Below are 15,033 nucleotides of genomic sequence, written 5' to 3'. Positions count from 1 at the left end.
CGCTAATCATGAATACCTTACTTACATTAGCCGTGAAAGCTGCCATAACTGCCGGAGCTGAAATCATGAAAATTTATGCTGATGGTTTCGAAGTAGCCCTAAAACCTGATGATTCACCACTAACTACTGCCGATACCAAAGCAAATGCAGTCATCAATGCGCATTTGGAAACAACGGGTATTCCTATCATTAGTGAAGAAAACAAACAAGTGCCATTTGCTATTAGAAAAAAATGGGATACTTGCTGGATGGTCGATCCGTTGGATGGTACCAAGGAGTTTGTAAAGCGAAACGGTGAGTTTACCGTAAATATAGCGCTCATTGAAAATGGCAAGCCCGTTTTAGGGGTAATTTATGTACCAGTTTCAAAAACAGTGTATTATGCTGTGGTTTCAGATCATAGAGCCTACAAAAGTGAGTTAGTAAGTCATGAATTTACAGAGGCTGTTTTTCAAAAAAGTACCGAGATAGTGTATCATAAAAATACTTCCAATCATATTAAAATAGTGGGTAGCCGTTCCCATAAAAGTAAGGAAACCGATGCATTCATTGAAGATTTGGAAGCACAGGGCAAAACGATTAGTTTGGTATCCAAAGGAAGTTCCTTAAAATTTTGTACCGTAGCCGAAGGCGATGCCGATATCTACCCTAGAATGGCACCTACCATGGAATGGGATACTGCCGCCGGTCATGCCATTTGTAATGCCGTGGGTTTAAAAGTGATGCAAATAAATAAACGTGAAGAGTTAAGTTATAATAAGGAGAATCTATTGAACCCCTATTTTATTGTACAGTAAAATGATGGAACACATTAAAAAACAAGATTACACTATAAACAAAGATGATCGGTCACGAACTAAAAAACACAAGCCCTGTTTAATTTGGTTTACGGGTCTGTCGGGGTCAGGTAAATCCACTATTGCCAATTTGTTGGAAAAAGAATTGTACAAACAGCAAATCCACACCTATACCTTGGATGGTGATAATTTAAGACGCGGCCTTAATAAAGATTTAAAGTTTACAAAAGAAGGTCGTGTTGAAAATTTAAGACGCACTGCCGAAGTAGCCAGATTGTTTATAGATGCCGGTTTGGTGGTTATTGCAGCTTTTATAACGCCATATAACAAAATACGAGAAGATATCGAAACCATTGTGGGAAAAGATTATTACATTGAAGTTTTTGTAAACACGCCTTTAGAAGTATGTGAAGAACGAGATGAAAAAGGTTTGTATAAAAAAGCAAGAGCAGGCGAGATTAAAAATTTTACGGGTATCAGTTCACCTTTTGAGGTTCCGGTCAATCCTACGATTGAAATTCAAACCATGAAAGAAAGTCCGCAGGAAGCAGTTGCCAAGATTTTGGAGGTTTTGAAGAGGCGGTTGTAGGTTGTTGTTTTGGTCTTGCTAAACTTGGTTCTCGATACAGTTTTCTCATGCTTCAAAAACCACTCGAACTGACAGGATTCTCGATACAAAACCCGGCGTTCCTTGGGTTTCACTCGAACTGACAAGTTTGTTGAAGTGTTGTCACGTCGAGTGGATTTGTGAGGGACGAACAAATTTGTATCGAGACGTATTTTTGTAGAGCTGCAATGCTTTTTAATAGCAAATGGATTATTCGTTTTAATTTGTTTTGAGTTATGGTATAGAGGTTCTTAACACAAGGTTCTCGATACAGTTTTCTCATGCTTTGAAAATCACTCGAACTGACAGTGTTTGTTGAAGGGGTGTCACGTCGAGTGGATTTGTGAGGGACGAACAAATTTGTATCGAGACGTATTTTTAAGTTTTATTTTTATAACATGAAGATTTACTATGTCTATATTTTAAAATGTTCAGATGGGAGCTATTATACGGGATTCACATCTAATCTTGAAAATAGGTTTGTAGAACATCAAATGGGGAAACACAAAGACAGTTATACCTCTACCAGACGCCCTGTTGAATTAGTTTTTTATGCTGAATTTACCGATCCAAATCTAGCAATTCAAGCTGAAAAGCAAATAAAAAAATGGTCTAAGGTTAAAAAGGAAGCTTTGATTAATAATGAGTTTGATAAATTGCCAAATTTGTCTAAAAAAAAGTTTTAGGTTAAATGGTTCTCGATACGATTTTCTCATGCTTCAAAAACCACTCGAACTGACAGTGTTTGTTGAAGTGTTGTCACGTCGAGTGGATTTGTGAGGGACGAACAAATTTGTATCGAGACGTATTTTTGTAGAGCTGCAATGCTTTTTAATAGCAAATGGATTATTCGTTTTAATTTGTTTTGAGCTATGGTATAGAGGTTCTTAACACATGGTTCTCGATACGATTTTCTCATGCTTCAAAAATCACTCGAACTGACAGTGTTTGTTGAAGTGTTGTCACGTCGAGTGGATTTGTGAGGGACGAACAAATTTGTATCGAGACGTATTTTTGTAATGCTGCCACACTTTTTATTAACTCAAAATAGCTCCTTCGTTTTAGTTTTTTTAGCTATTGTATAGGGGTTCTTAACACATGGTTCTCGATACAAAACCCGGCGTTCCTTGGGTTTCACTCGAACTGACATGGTTCTCGATACAAAACCCGGCGTTCCTTGGGTTTCACTCGAACTGACATGGTTCTCGATACAATCCCGATAAAATAATCGGGATCACTCGAACTGACAAAGTTGTTCATACCCACAATAAATTAACTTTTTTACTTCAATTGATTTTTTTCCAAGCATTTACCTGATTATATTTACTCATTAAAAAAAATCCTAACCTAAATTGCAAGACAGACAGTAAATTGCCCAAAGAATCTATGCCATTGGAGACCAAAATATACCAAAAAGAGAATAAAATAAGCCTACTTAATTTGCTAAAGGAAACCCTCAGTGACACAAGGCGTTCCTTATATCTGGCAAGGCAGTTAACCGTAAGGGATATAAAAGCACAATATAGGCAATCGTATTTTGGAATTATCTGGGCCTTTGTGGCACCCTTAACCACCGCTTTTGTTTGGATCTTTCTAAATTATACTGGCACTATAAAACTTACTGATACGGGCATTCCGTATCCCGTGTTTGCTTTTTCAGGCACTCTTATTTGGTCTATTATTAAAAGTGCTATAAATACACCACTTAGAAGCACCAATGCTGCTAAAGGTATCATGGCTAAAATAAATTTTCCAAAAGAAGCCCTCATTGTTTCGGGTGTTTATAGACTGCTGTTCGACAGTAGTATCAAGATAGCGTTACTTTTAGCCTTTGTGTTTATTTTTGGGGTAGGTTTTAATATGTCCTTACTATTATTGCCACTAGCTATTTTAGGAGCCATTTTGGTAGGTATTACCATTGGTTTGTTTATTACGCCTATAGGCATGTTGTATACAGATGTAATGCGGGTGGTGTCTATGGGTTTAAGTTTAATGATGTATATAACCCCAGTGGTATATGTTATTCCGAAAACTGGATTTTTAAAAACCGTTATGGAGTTAAATCCTTTTTCTGCATTGGTTGTAACCTCTAGAGATTTTATAGTAGGTACAGACCCAACTTTTTTATATTATTATATTTGGATTTTATTAGCGTGTATCCCATTGTTTCTTTTGGGCTTGATTTTTTATCGAATATCGATTCCTATATTTTTAGAACGTATGAGTGCTTAGAGCCGTCAATCGTGAATAGCATGAATCGTCAAAAGCGTGAATCGTGAATCGTCTCACGAAAACCGTCTCACGATTCACGAAAATCGTTTCACGAAAAACCGTTTCACGACAAAAAAAATGATAGAAGAAAAAAACATACCATCAAATAAAGAGGTACTTGTAAAAGTAGAAGGTGTCTCCAAAAAGTTCTGTAAAGACTTAAAAACCAGTCTGTGGTATGGGGTGAAGGACTTGGTGGCTAACATTCGAGGCAATAAAACCATTCGAGAACTACGCGATAAAGAGTTTTGGGCAGTAAAAGATATTAATTTTGAACTACGTCGTGGCGAGTGTTTGGGGTTGATAGGGCATAATGGCGCGGGAAAATCTACACTGCTTAAAATATTAAACGGCCTAATAAACCCCGATGCCGGTAAAGTAACCATTCGTGGTCGCGTGGGCGCATTGATTGAATTGGGCGCAGGCTTTAACCCCATTTTAAGCGGTCGCGAAAATATTTATAATAACGGCGCCGTTTTAGGTTTTACCAAAAAGGAGATAGACGCCAAAGTAGAGGCTATTATAGACTTTGCCGAAATACGTGAGTTTATCGATATGCCCGTACAAAACTATAGTTCTGGTATGAAAGTGCGTTTGGGCTTTGCCGTGGCGGCACAAATGGAACCCGATGTATTGATTATAGATGAGGTCTTGGCAGTAGGCGATTTAGGCTTTGTTTTAAAATGTTTTAAAACCATTGACACTATTTTGCCAAACACCGCCATAGTATTTGTATCACACAATATGCCCATGGTGTCACGCATTTGTAATCAAATTATTTTAATGGAAAATGGGTTAGCTAATTTTCAAGGTGAAAATGTGTCTCGTGGGATTGATTTATATTATCATAAATTTATAACAAACGAAGATTCACAGGTGGTTTTTACAGATAATTCTATCGAATTAAAAAAAGCATGGATTGAAGGTGTAAATAAAACAAATAATTCCTATGATATTCCCTGGGGTAATACTGTAAATTTAAATTTTACTATTAAAAATAACAAGTTATCAAAAATCCCTTATATTTCTTTGGCAATATACGATAAAGAGCAAAGAGGTATAGCAGAAGTATTACCAGTAAATCAAGAATTAAAAGTGATTAAAAACAAAGAGAAGATTACTTTTTCTTTTCAGTTAAAAAATATTTATTTATCAAAAGGGATTTATAATATTACATTCACCGCTTCAGAAGATTCAGGTTTTAATGTTTTTTATAAAATACATAAAGCTATAACAATCCAAATTGAGCATGATAAGCAAATTTGGACACCTTTTTTAATGGACTCAAAGTTAATTGACACAAATTATTATTGATGAAAAAGTTATTTAAAAACATAATTAAAAAAACAGTTAATAATTTAGGTTATGAAATTTCAAAAACTGAAGCATTTAATAAGGCAATTATTAATAAAAACGTCAAGATAAATACTTTTTCTAAAAAGAATTTGTTGGATAATTTTTTTTCTATATTGATAAATCAGAATTATCATCCAGAAACAATTTACGACATTGGAGCTAATAAAGGCACTTGGACTTCCGAATGCCTTAAATATTTCCCTAATGCTAGCTACTATTTGTTTGAACCTCAAATTGACCTTAAAGATGATATTAACGCACTTTTAAAAGATTATAAAAATGTCCATTTATTTTCTGTAGGACTCGGAGAAGTAAATGATGTATTTAAGTTTACAATCCATGATAGAGATGATAGTTGTTCTTATTCTTTTTCAGAAGAAGAAGCGAAAACAAGAGGATTTAAACAAATTGAATTGCCAATAGTTCGGTTGGATTCTTTTGCAAAAGACAATAAATTAAAATTGCCGAATATTCTTAAAATAGATGCAGAAGGGTTAGATTTAAAAGTGTTAAAAGGAGCAGAAGGGGTCCTTCAAGATGTAGAAATTATAATGGTGGAAGTTGCTATAGTGAATCATAGAATGGAAAACACAGCATTAAATATATTAAATTATCTCAATGGGAAAGGTTTTAAATTGTTTGAAATTACAGATATAAATAGACCTTTTGAAAATAAAGTGCTTTGGTTGTGTGAATTTGTGTTTATCAAAAAAGAAGGTGTGTTAGACAAAAATTATTCTCAAATATAATTATGATAAACGTAACCAAAACATTTTTACCACCACAAGAAGAGTACCAAGCTATTTTAAAACGGGCTTGGGACACTGGCTGGATGACCAATCGTGGCGTTTTGGTGCAAGAACTTGAAACTCATTTAAAAGCATATTTAGGCGTCAGTAACATGCTAACTATGACTAATGGCACCTTGCCATTACAAATTGCTATAAAAGCCTTGAAATTAAAAGGCGAGATTATAACGACTCCTTTTAGTTATGTGGCTACTACCAGTAGCATTGTTTGGGAAGGTTGCACACCTGTATTTGTCGATATTCACCCAGAGTATCTAACGATTGATGAAACTAAAATTGAAGCTGCAATAACCTCTAGAACTTCGGCAATACTGGCGACCCATGTGTTTGGGAATCCGTGCCATGTGGAAGCCATAGAACAAATAGCCAACAAACATAGCTTAAAAGTCATTTATGATGCCGCCCATTGTTTTGGGATAACTTATAAAGGACAATCTATTTTTAATTATGGGGACGTAAGTACTTGTAGTTTTCATGCCACTAAATTATTCCATACAGGAGAAGGTGGTACGCTATTTTGCAAACCACAACATTTTAAAACAATATTTTCCCATCATAACTTTGGGCATCAAGGGAAAGAATCATTTGATGGTGTTGGTATTAATGCCAAAATGAGTGAGCCACAAGCCGCCATGGGATTGGCTGTATTGCCCTATATGAAGACTATTTTGCGACAACGAAAACAAGTTGTAACGCATTATAATAATGCTCTGAAAGAAACCAATTTGAAAACATTAAAACTCAGAGTGGATACCCAGTGGAATTATTCCTATTACCCTGTTATATTTAGCTCTGAAGAAGTTTTGCTTAGTGTTAAGGAAGCTTTGGAAAAAATAAAAGTGTATCCTAGACGTTATTTTTATCCAAGTTTAAATAAATTACCATATTTGAAATATGACAGTATGCCAGTTTCTGAATCGATCTCAAGAAAAATATTGTGTTTGCCTTTGTATGATAGTTTGTCTTTAAATGAAGTGGAAGCTATATGTAAACTTATAAAAACAAGTTTATGAAATTGGCCATCATGCAACCTTATTTTATGCCTTATTTGGGCTATTTTGCCTTGATAAACCACGTGGATCAATTTATTCTATTTGATACCCCACAATATATAAGGCATGGTTGGATAGAACGTAATCGTATTTTAAAACAGGATGGAGATTCCATGTATATTAAAGTTCCATTGGAAAAACATCATAGAGAAACCCCAATAAATAAAATTGAGATAAATAATAATATTAATTGGAAATCTAAAATTTTCGCACAATTAGGACATTATAAAAAACGGGCGCCATATTACAACCATGTGATTGCACTGTTGGAAACTATTTTTAAGAATGACTACAAAAGCATAGTAGAATTAAATCATAAGACATTATTGATTATTTGTGACTATTTAGATATAAAAACACCTATTTCTATTTGGTCTGAAATGAATTTAGAGATTGAACCCGTTAGTGCTCCTGATGAATGGGCACTTAATATTAGTAAAGGCTTAAATGCTAAAAGCTATTTTAATCCACCGGGAGGGCGTACTTTTTTCGACAATGAAAAGTATAAAAAAGCTGGAATTGATTTGAAGTTTTTAGAAATATCAGTGGAGCCATACAAACAACCTATTCAAGGTTTTGTTGGGTATTTATCTGTGATTGATGTTATGATGTTCTGTGATAAAGAAGAAATACAAAAAATGATAAATAAAGTGCATATTACCAATTTATAAATGATAAGTAAGGCACCCTTAAATACAGATAAATTTAGACGTAACATTAAATTCACATACTCCGCTAGAGAATGTTGGGGATTGATATTGAAAAGTTTAGAGCCTGACTCAGTAGTTTTGTTGCCATCTTATATAGGAGTCACAGACAGAGAAGGTTCTGGTATTTATGACCCTGTTATTGAATCTGGTTTAAAACACGAATTTTATCCATTAAACAGTGATTTGTCCATATCCCTTTCAGAAATTGAAAACAAAATCAAACATAAAAAATATAGTTTAATGTTATTGGTGCACTATTTTGGATTTAAAATTCAAAATATAGCAGATATAATTAATTTGTGCAGGAAACATAATATTATGATAGTTGAAGATTGTGCGCATTTGTATAATTATAATATGTTTCATCTATCTGATGCAGGTACATTTGGAGATTATGCCTTTTATTCACTTCATAAAAATTTCCCTTTAAAAGACGGAGGTTTATTGGTTCAGAATAATGGTGATTATTCAGATTTTGACAATTCTTTTATTGAAACAGAAAATAATTACCCCGAAATATTAGCAGCATACAATACTTGTTCCATTGCAAAAAAACGAATAGAGAATTTTGAATTTTTAGAATCCTTGGTTTCAAATATAAGTGGAATTGTACCTTTAAAAAAGTTAAGTAAAGGAGATATTCCACATAATTACCCTATTGTCGTAAAAGGTAATTTAAGAGAGAAATTGTATTTTTGGTTAATTGAAAAAGACATGACGCTTATTGCATTGTATTACCGCTTAATTGAACCTTTAAATGCAAATGAGTATAAGAGAATGCAAAACTTATCAAATAATATATTAAATCTACCTATTCATCAAGATATTGAAAAGCAAGATTTGTTGTTGTTGATTAACAAAATAGAGGAATTTTATGAGTAAGGGAGACAATTTAATAGATTATTATTGGAAAAGGAACTTTAATGATAAAAGTGTTGTTGGAGTTAGTAATGATTTGCAGCGCAATATTGCAAGAACTAAATCTGGAGAGGTAGTAAGTAAGGCAATTTGGAATAAAACATTAAATTACATTGTAAATAAACTTACTATTAATAAAGAATCAAGTATTTTAGAATTATGTTGCGGTAATGGATTGATATTGGGGGAGTTAGCTCCTTTATGTAAGTATGCTGTAGGGGTTGATTATTCATCACTCTTATTATCTCAATTTGCTGAGGTATTTAAGTCAGATAATTTAAATTTAATAAATCAAGATGTTTTAGATTATAAAATAGCGGAAACAACTTATAATTCAATTATTTTATATTTTTCAGTACAACATTTTAATGAACGAGATACTTTTTTGCTTATTAGCAAATGTATTAAGGCCTTAAAAAAGAAAGGTGTCATGTTAATAGGTGATGTTCCAGATTTAGATAAAAAATGGCATTATATTAATAAGCCTGAATACCAAATTGATTATTTTAAAAGGGTTGTTGATTTTACACCTAAAATAGGATATTGGTTTCAAAAAGATTTTTTTAAAGCAATGAATAGCTGTTTTCCTGATACAATATTTGAAATCATAGAACAACCTGATTATCAAATTAATTCTGATCACTGTTTTGATGTCTTAATTAAGAAAAAATGAAGTTATTCAAGATTGCTATACACGGAGTGCCAAGATCTGGAACTACTTGGCTAGGTGCAATTTTTGATTCTTCAGAGCATGTTATTTATAAAAATCAACCCTTATTTTCATATGCCTTTAAATCTTTTTTAAATGCATCATCTTCTAAAGATGATATTAATGTTTTTTTTGAAAAAATAGCATTAAGTAATGATGAGTTTATTACTCAAAAGAATGAAAAAGAAAAAGGATTGATACCAATTTTTGAAAAGGATGATATTACTCATGTTGTATATAAAGAGGCTAGATATCATCATATTTTAAAAAACATGTTAGAAAGCGATGATGAAGTTAAAGTTGTAGGCATTGTAAGAAATCCAAAAAGTATTATTTATTCATGGGTTAACGCTCCTAAAGAGTTTAAAAAAGAGGAATGGGATATTTTAAAAGAATGGGAAAAAGCTACTAAAAAAAATAAAGGAGCCATAGAAGAATTTTATGGTTTTGAAAAATGGAAAGAAGTCGCATTAAATTTTTTGAAACTTCAAAAAAAATATCCAAATAGATTTTACCTATTAGATTATGGAGTTTTATTGAGAGACACAGAGGAAGAAGTAAATAAAATGTTTTCATTCTGTAATTTAGATTTAGGTTTTCAAACTTTAGATTTTATTAGAAAAGGACAAAAAAAAGATTTATCGACACATGCTTACTCTGTTTTTAGATTAAATCAAAAAGATGACAAGTGGAAGGGGAATCTGCCTAACGAGATAATTAAAAAAATTGAAAACGATTTAGCTGGAACGGATTTAGAAAAATTTTTAGATGAGTAAAGCAACTCCATTAGTAAGTGTTTCCGTTGTCACTTATAATCACAAAGATTACATCAAACAATGCTTAGAGGGCATTTTAATGCAACAAACCACCTTTCCGTTTGAGATTATATTGGGAGAAGATGAAAGTAGTGATTGTACTCGGGATATTTGTATAGAATATGCCGAAAAGTATCCGGATAAAATTAGGTTGTTTTTACGCTCCAGAAAGGATGTGATTTATATTAATGGCAATCCAACAGGGCGTTATAATTTTATGGAGAATTTAAAGGCATGTCAAGGTAAATATATAGCCATTTGTGAAGGGGATGACTATTGGACCGACCCTTTAAAACTGCAAAAGCAAGTGGACTTTTTAGAGACTAATAATTATTATTCTATTTGCTGGACAAAATACAAGATAAGTTATAAAAACAAAGAGAAAGAGCCTGATTGGATTAGTGACCTAAATAACAAAATGCCATATAAAATAGATTTAAATAATATTTTTGTGCCTTACAGTACTTATACTTTAACAGTGATGTTTAAGCGTGATTCTTATAATGATAAATTGATTAGAAGTCTAAAGTATTTTAAAGATAATACTTTGTATGCAATTTGCTTAAATAAAGGGAAGGGTATGATTTTAGATTTTTATTCCGCAGTTTATCGTATACACGACAAGGGCGTTTACTCTGGTTTGTCTAAATATAAGCAAAAATATACTAGTTATTTAAATCTAAAGGAAATTGTTAACAGAATACCGAACTGTAACACGTTAAATATAATTACTTTAAGAAATCATTTTTTGGTTAATTCCATTGAACTATATCCTAAATTTTGGTCCTTAAATTATTTTTATTTAGTGATTGATAGTATTAGATTTTTGAAATTAAAAAAGAACTTAATTTTAATTAAAAGGATTTTGATTAAATTTTATAAGAATGAATGTAAAAGGAGCTGAAAATTTAGTAAGTGTTGTTATGGCTGCTTACAATGCCTCTAGTTACATTCAAGAAGCTATTGATTCTATAATAAATCAAACTCATTCTAATTGGGAGCTTATAATTGTAGATGATGGGTCAACTGATGAAACAGCAAATATAATAGCAAAAAACATTAGTCAGGATAAAAGAATTAAAAGTTTTTATCAAGAAAATGCAAAGCAAAGTAAAGCAAGAAACTTGGGTATATTTCATGCAAAAGGCAAGTATATTGCGGTTTTAGATTCGGATGATATTAGCTTACCAGAAAGATTAGCAAAACAGGTCATGTTTTTAGAGGCTAATCAAGATTATATACTCTGCGGATCATGGTTTGGGATATTGGATTCGGATAGGATAATCAAATGCCCTGAGCATGATGAGGTTATAAAAGTAGTTCTATTAAATGGAAACTGTATAGCACATTCTTCAGTAATGATAAGAAAAGATGCATTAGGTTTTTTTCCTGTTATTTATGATTCTTCTAAAGAACCATCAGAAGATTATGATTTGTATGTTCGGTTAGTTAAGTATGGAAAGCTTTATAATTTACAAGAAGTTTTAATGCTTTATAGAACCCATAACAATCAATTGTCAAAAAAGCAAAGAGCAGTTCAAAATCAGATGGCTTGTGAAATAAAACGAAAACTTTTTAGTAATTTAAAGTTTGTTCTGTCTCCAATGGAGGAGTCTGTTTTTATGAAGATTTTAAATAATGGAATTGGTATAGGTTTTAAGGATTTTAATGTCATTAAAAAAATTCAAATGAAATTATTGGCTTCTAATACAGAAAATTTTTTTGAACCTATCGGTTTCAAAAACTTTATAATGCAGTTAGATAAAATCATAGTTGATAGATACTTTTTGAAAAGAAATCAATTTTACCCTAAAATAATTACACAATATTATATAGTTAAAAGGAATCTGAAATACAAATTAAGCATTAAAGATGAACTAAAGTTGGTTCTCAAATCATTGGTTTTTTACAGTAAAAAATAATTTTAAGCATAAGAAATAATTTTAAAACAAAAATGAATTCAGTACCATTAGTCTCAGTTTGTGTGCAAACCTACCAACATGTAAATTACATCAAATCATGTTTGGATGGTATTTTGATGCAGCAAACCACGTTTCCGTTTGAGGTTATTTTAGGGGAAGACGAAAGCAGTGACGGTACACGCGATATTTGTATAGAATATACCGAAAAGCATTCAGATAGAATCAGGTTGTTTTTACGCTCCAGAAAAGATGTTATTTTTATAAATGGTAACCCAACGGGGCGTTATAATATGGTTGAAAACTTAAAAGCCAGTAAAGGCAAATACATTGCCCTTTGCGAAGGAGATGATTATTGGACCGACCCCTTAAAACTGCAAAAACAGGTTGATTTTTTGGAGGCGAATCCTTATTATGCCATTACATTTACAAATGGCGAGGTGAATTATGAAAATAAATTAGATAACAATCATTTAATTTATTGTGATTCCTTAGATAGTGATAAACCATATTCGAATTTTAAAACACCTAATTCTATTACGAGTATTACAGACTTGGCCAATGGAAATTATTTACATACAGCAGGGGTTGTTTTTAAAAACTGGATAAAGGAAAAAGGAATTCCGGAATATTTGTATAAAGTTACAATAGGTGATTGGCCATTACATATGCGAACATCTACTTTTGGATTAATAAAATATTTGGATATAAATACGTTTTGTTATAGAGTTCATGAAAATGGAATTTTTTCAAAAAAAAGTATATTAGAAAAATATAAAATGACCATAGGACAATTCGCGCCGATGCTAAATTCTGATTTTTTTAATGAAGACGTAAGGCTAATAATTGAAAATTATTGTTTACGCTCTTGTGGATTTTATTTAAAAATATGTAAAAAGCCTGAAGACGTCTTTTATGTAAATAGTTTTATAAATTCATTAGATAGCAAGAACACTAAATTGAAAAACAGCATTAAAACACTTGTCATAGAACAAAAATCGATTTCAAAAAAATCTTTTTACTTAAAGTTTAAAAAATTCACTAAACGAATTTTAAATAAATTATAATTAATGTCTTTAACTTTTACCATTTGTGCCAATAATTATTTAGCTCATACTAATGTATTGGCAAGTTCATATAAAAAATATCATCCAGATTCGGTATTTGTGATTGCTATTTTAGATAAGCCAAATAAAAATGTTGAATATAATAAGCTAGGAGCAAATGAAGTAATTTGGATACATGAATTGTTTCCAGATTTAATTGATAAACTAAAAGAAAAATATGGCATAGCAGAACTATGTACCGCTGTAAAACCAGAATTGTTTTCACATTTTTTCTCTAAAGGGTTTGATTCTGTTTTATATATAGATCCAGACATTAAAGTATTTTCTAAGTTTAAAGAGGTTTTTGAAAAACTTAACACCTACGATGTTATTTTAACACCACATATTTGTAGTCCAACAGGAGAAGTAGGCCATCCATTAGATAAAGATTTAATGCGCACTGGTATATATAATCTTGGGTTTTTAGCCATGAATTGTACACCAGAAACGTTAGCTTTTGTTAATTGGTGGGATAAACGTGTAAAATCATTTGGCTATCATGACTTGCAGAAAGGATATTTTTACGACCAGATTTGGTTGGGATACGCCCCCGCTTTTCTGGACAAAGTTTACATTTTAAGGCACCTTGGTTACAACGTGGCGAATTGGAATTTACATGAACGAGAAGTTATAGAAAAAAAAGGGAACTTTTATATTAATGATGAAACTACTCCCTTAAGATTTTTTCATTACAGCCATTATAAAATGGGCAATGAACCAATAATAGCTAGTTATAATGAAAATTTTAATTTAAAAAATAGAGCAGATATAGTTCCTGTTTTTAATAATTATAAAACTTCTTTGGAAGATTCAGGCTATCATCAATTAAAAAATATAGCCTATAATTATGGAAAACCAATAGATCAAAAAGAACCAATAAAGCCAAAAAAACAGAGTCGATTAAAAAGGTCTGCCTATCTTTTGAAAAAGGTGTTTCGAATTCTGATAACAGGAAAATAAAATGATAAAAGGTGTTTCAATAATACTTTGTACTTATAATGGGGAATCCCGATTAAAGACTACCTTAAAACACTTGACTTTTCAAAAACATAACATACCTTGTGAGCTTATTGTGGTAGACAACGCTTCTGTTGATGGCACTAAAGAGTTTGCAGACTCATGGTGGCGAAAAAATGGCCCGAAAAATATTTTATATAGGTCTTTTTCACAACCCGTTCCAGGGAAGTCTTATGCTCAAGATTTGGGGTATAAAAAAGCAAATTATGAATATTTACTAGTTTGCGATGATGATAATTGGTTATGTGATACCTATGTGCAAACAGCATTTGAAGTTATGGAATCCAATAGTAACATTGGTGCTTTGGGTGGATGGTGTAATCCCGCATTTGAAAGTGAAAAACCAGACTGGTTTGACACCTATTCTAGGTTTTATGCTGTGTCTAAACAAGGAATTGTTAGTGGAGATATAACCAATAAAAAAGGATGTTTGTATGGTGCTGGCATGGTAATTAGAAAATCGCACTGGCAAGAATTAAAAACCTTAGGATTTCAGCATTTATTAACCTGTAGAAAAGGAACTAGTTTAAGCTCTGGTGGTGATACGGAGTATAGTTATGCTTTACGTCTGTTGGGTTATAAAATATGGTTTGATGAGCGCTTGCATTTTAAACATTTTATGACCAAACCAAGATTAAGTTTGGGCTATTTGTCGCGTTTAAGAAAGGCCATGGCCTATTCTAATTTTATACTTTGGCCTTATTTAGATTTATTGTGTGATGACAAAACAAATTTCAAAACCCATTTAAAATTGGCAAGAAGAGATATTCCTAGGAACCCAATAAAGCAATTTAAATTATTGATAACTGGAACTTTTGAACAAAAGGAATTGGTAAAGTTTTATTATAGAAACGTGTATTATATTGTTACTCAATTTTCTAAATATAAAGCTAGTAAGGCGTTTATTAAAAGTTGGCTAACAAACAAAAACCAATAATAATTATAAG

16 protein-coding genes are annotated in these 15,033 nt (G+C 31.9%); all 16 read left to right on the top strand.

Annotated elements, in window-relative coordinates; all coding sequences use genetic code 11:
• Positions 1-8 precede the first annotated feature (8 nt).
• Positions 9-797 carry a 3'(2'),5'-bisphosphate nucleotidase CysQ gene (gene cysQ / locus ACIEHO_RS09080; protein ID WP_406970872.1) on the top strand — a complete coding sequence of 263 codons (789 nt, stop codon included), beginning with the start codon at positions 9-11 and terminating at the stop codon, positions 795-797.
• Between the two features lie 4 nt (positions 798-801).
• Positions 802-1,386, top strand: coding sequence for an adenylyl-sulfate kinase (gene cysC / locus ACIEHO_RS09075; RefSeq protein ID WP_406970870.1), 585 nt, complete (start codon positions 802-804; stop codon positions 1,384-1,386).
• A gap of 416 nt (positions 1,387-1,802) precedes the next feature.
• A complete protein-coding gene (locus ACIEHO_RS09070) occupies positions 1,803-2,090 on the top strand; it encodes a GIY-YIG nuclease family protein (RefSeq protein WP_406970868.1) in 288 nt (95 codons plus the stop codon).
• A 685-nt stretch (positions 2,091-2,775) separates the two neighbouring features.
• Positions 2,776-3,636: an ABC transporter permease gene (locus ACIEHO_RS09065; protein WP_406970866.1), complete on the top strand. Its 861-nt coding sequence runs from the start codon at positions 2,776-2,778 to the stop codon at positions 3,634-3,636.
• A gap of 117 nt (positions 3,637-3,753) precedes the next feature.
• On the top strand, positions 3,754-4,989 hold the full coding sequence (locus ACIEHO_RS09060) for an ABC transporter ATP-binding protein (protein WP_406970864.1): 1,236 nt from the start codon (positions 3,754-3,756) through the stop codon (positions 4,987-4,989).
• A complete protein-coding gene (locus ACIEHO_RS09055; protein ID WP_406970862.1) occupies positions 4,989-5,780 on the top strand; it encodes an FkbM family methyltransferase in 792 nt (263 codons plus the stop codon). Before ACIEHO_RS09060 ends, ACIEHO_RS09055 begins: the two co-directional genes overlap by 1 nt.
• 2 nt (positions 5,781-5,782) lie before the next feature.
• Complete coding sequence (locus ACIEHO_RS09050) at positions 5,783-6,853, top strand: DegT/DnrJ/EryC1/StrS family aminotransferase (RefSeq protein ID WP_406970860.1); 1,071 nt, start codon at positions 5,783-5,785, stop codon at positions 6,851-6,853.
• Positions 6,850-7,563: a WbqC family protein gene (locus ACIEHO_RS09045; protein WP_406970858.1), complete on the top strand. Its 714-nt coding sequence runs from the start codon at positions 6,850-6,852 to the stop codon at positions 7,561-7,563. The genes ACIEHO_RS09050 and ACIEHO_RS09045 overlap by 4 nt, the downstream gene beginning before the upstream one ends.
• Complete coding sequence (locus tag ACIEHO_RS09040; protein WP_406970856.1) at positions 7,564-8,484, top strand: DegT/DnrJ/EryC1/StrS family aminotransferase; 921 nt, start codon at positions 7,564-7,566, stop codon at positions 8,482-8,484.
• Positions 8,477-9,193: a class I SAM-dependent methyltransferase gene (locus tag ACIEHO_RS09035; RefSeq protein ID WP_406970854.1), complete on the top strand. Its 717-nt coding sequence runs from the start codon at positions 8,477-8,479 to the stop codon at positions 9,191-9,193. Before ACIEHO_RS09040 ends, ACIEHO_RS09035 begins: the two co-directional genes overlap by 8 nt.
• A complete protein-coding gene (locus ACIEHO_RS09030; RefSeq protein WP_406970852.1) occupies positions 9,190-10,005 on the top strand; it encodes a sulfotransferase domain-containing protein in 816 nt (271 codons plus the stop codon). Before ACIEHO_RS09035 ends, ACIEHO_RS09030 begins: the two co-directional genes overlap by 4 nt.
• A complete protein-coding gene (locus tag ACIEHO_RS09025; RefSeq protein WP_406970850.1) occupies positions 9,998-10,948 on the top strand; it encodes a glycosyltransferase family 2 protein in 951 nt (316 codons plus the stop codon). The genes ACIEHO_RS09030 and ACIEHO_RS09025 overlap by 8 nt, the downstream gene beginning before the upstream one ends.
• Positions 10,929-11,966, top strand: a complete 1,038-nt coding sequence (locus ACIEHO_RS09020; RefSeq protein WP_406970848.1) for a glycosyltransferase family 2 protein — start codon at positions 10,929-10,931, stop codon at positions 11,964-11,966. The genes ACIEHO_RS09025 and ACIEHO_RS09020 overlap by 20 nt, the downstream gene beginning before the upstream one ends.
• A 32-nt stretch (positions 11,967-11,998) precedes the next feature.
• Entirely contained in the window at positions 11,999-13,030 is a 1,032-nt protein-coding gene (locus ACIEHO_RS09015) for a glycosyltransferase family 2 protein (protein WP_406970846.1), read from the top strand.
• Positions 13,031-13,033: 3 nt separating this feature from the next.
• On the top strand, positions 13,034-14,029 hold the full coding sequence (locus tag ACIEHO_RS09010; protein WP_406970844.1) for a hypothetical protein: 996 nt from the start codon (positions 13,034-13,036) through the stop codon (positions 14,027-14,029).
• Position 14,030: 1 nt separating this feature from the next.
• The gene (locus ACIEHO_RS09005) at positions 14,031-15,023 is read left to right on the top strand and encodes a glycosyltransferase (RefSeq protein WP_406970842.1); all 993 of its coding nucleotides are present in this window, start codon (positions 14,031-14,033) and stop codon (positions 15,021-15,023) included.
• Positions 15,024-15,033 lie beyond the last annotated feature (10 nt).

It is taken from the genome of Flavisericum labens (genome assembly GCF_045446075.1).
In the GTDB taxonomy this organism is placed as follows: Bacteria; Bacteroidota; Bacteroidia; order Flavobacteriales; family Flavobacteriaceae; genus Flavisericum; species Flavisericum labens.
Note: the sequence above shows the minus strand (reverse complement) of the source record. Positions and strands in the feature narration are given on the sequence as shown.

Coding starts and splice junctions, on each gene's coding strand:
- cysQ (WP_406970872.1), top strand. CDS start 9: ATGAATACCTTACTTACATTAGCCGTGAAAGCTGCCATAACTGCCGGA.
- cysC (WP_406970870.1), top strand. CDS start 802: ATGGAACACATTAAAAAACAAGATTACACTATAAACAAAGATGATCGG.
- ACIEHO_RS09070 (WP_406970868.1), top strand. CDS start 1,803: ATGAAGATTTACTATGTCTATATTTTAAAATGTTCAGATGGGAGCTAT.
- ACIEHO_RS09060 (WP_406970864.1), top strand. CDS start 3,754: ATGATAGAAGAAAAAAACATACCATCAAATAAAGAGGTACTTGTAAAA.
- ACIEHO_RS09055 (WP_406970862.1), top strand. CDS start 4,989: ATGAAAAAGTTATTTAAAAACATAATTAAAAAAACAGTTAATAATTTA.
- ACIEHO_RS09050 (WP_406970860.1), top strand. CDS start 5,783: ATGATAAACGTAACCAAAACATTTTTACCACCACAAGAAGAGTACCAA.
- ACIEHO_RS09045 (WP_406970858.1), top strand. CDS start 6,850: ATGAAATTGGCCATCATGCAACCTTATTTTATGCCTTATTTGGGCTAT.
- ACIEHO_RS09040 (WP_406970856.1), top strand. CDS start 7,564: ATGATAAGTAAGGCACCCTTAAATACAGATAAATTTAGACGTAACATT.
- ACIEHO_RS09035 (WP_406970854.1), top strand. CDS start 8,477: ATGAGTAAGGGAGACAATTTAATAGATTATTATTGGAAAAGGAACTTT.
- ACIEHO_RS09030 (WP_406970852.1), top strand. CDS start 9,190: ATGAAGTTATTCAAGATTGCTATACACGGAGTGCCAAGATCTGGAACT.
- ACIEHO_RS09025 (WP_406970850.1), top strand. CDS start 9,998: ATGAGTAAAGCAACTCCATTAGTAAGTGTTTCCGTTGTCACTTATAAT.
- ACIEHO_RS09020 (WP_406970848.1), top strand. CDS start 10,929: ATGAATGTAAAAGGAGCTGAAAATTTAGTAAGTGTTGTTATGGCTGCT.
- ACIEHO_RS09015 (WP_406970846.1), top strand. CDS start 11,999: ATGAATTCAGTACCATTAGTCTCAGTTTGTGTGCAAACCTACCAACAT.
- ACIEHO_RS09010 (WP_406970844.1), top strand. CDS start 13,034: ATGTCTTTAACTTTTACCATTTGTGCCAATAATTATTTAGCTCATACT.
- ACIEHO_RS09005 (WP_406970842.1), top strand. CDS start 14,031: ATGATAAAAGGTGTTTCAATAATACTTTGTACTTATAATGGGGAATCC.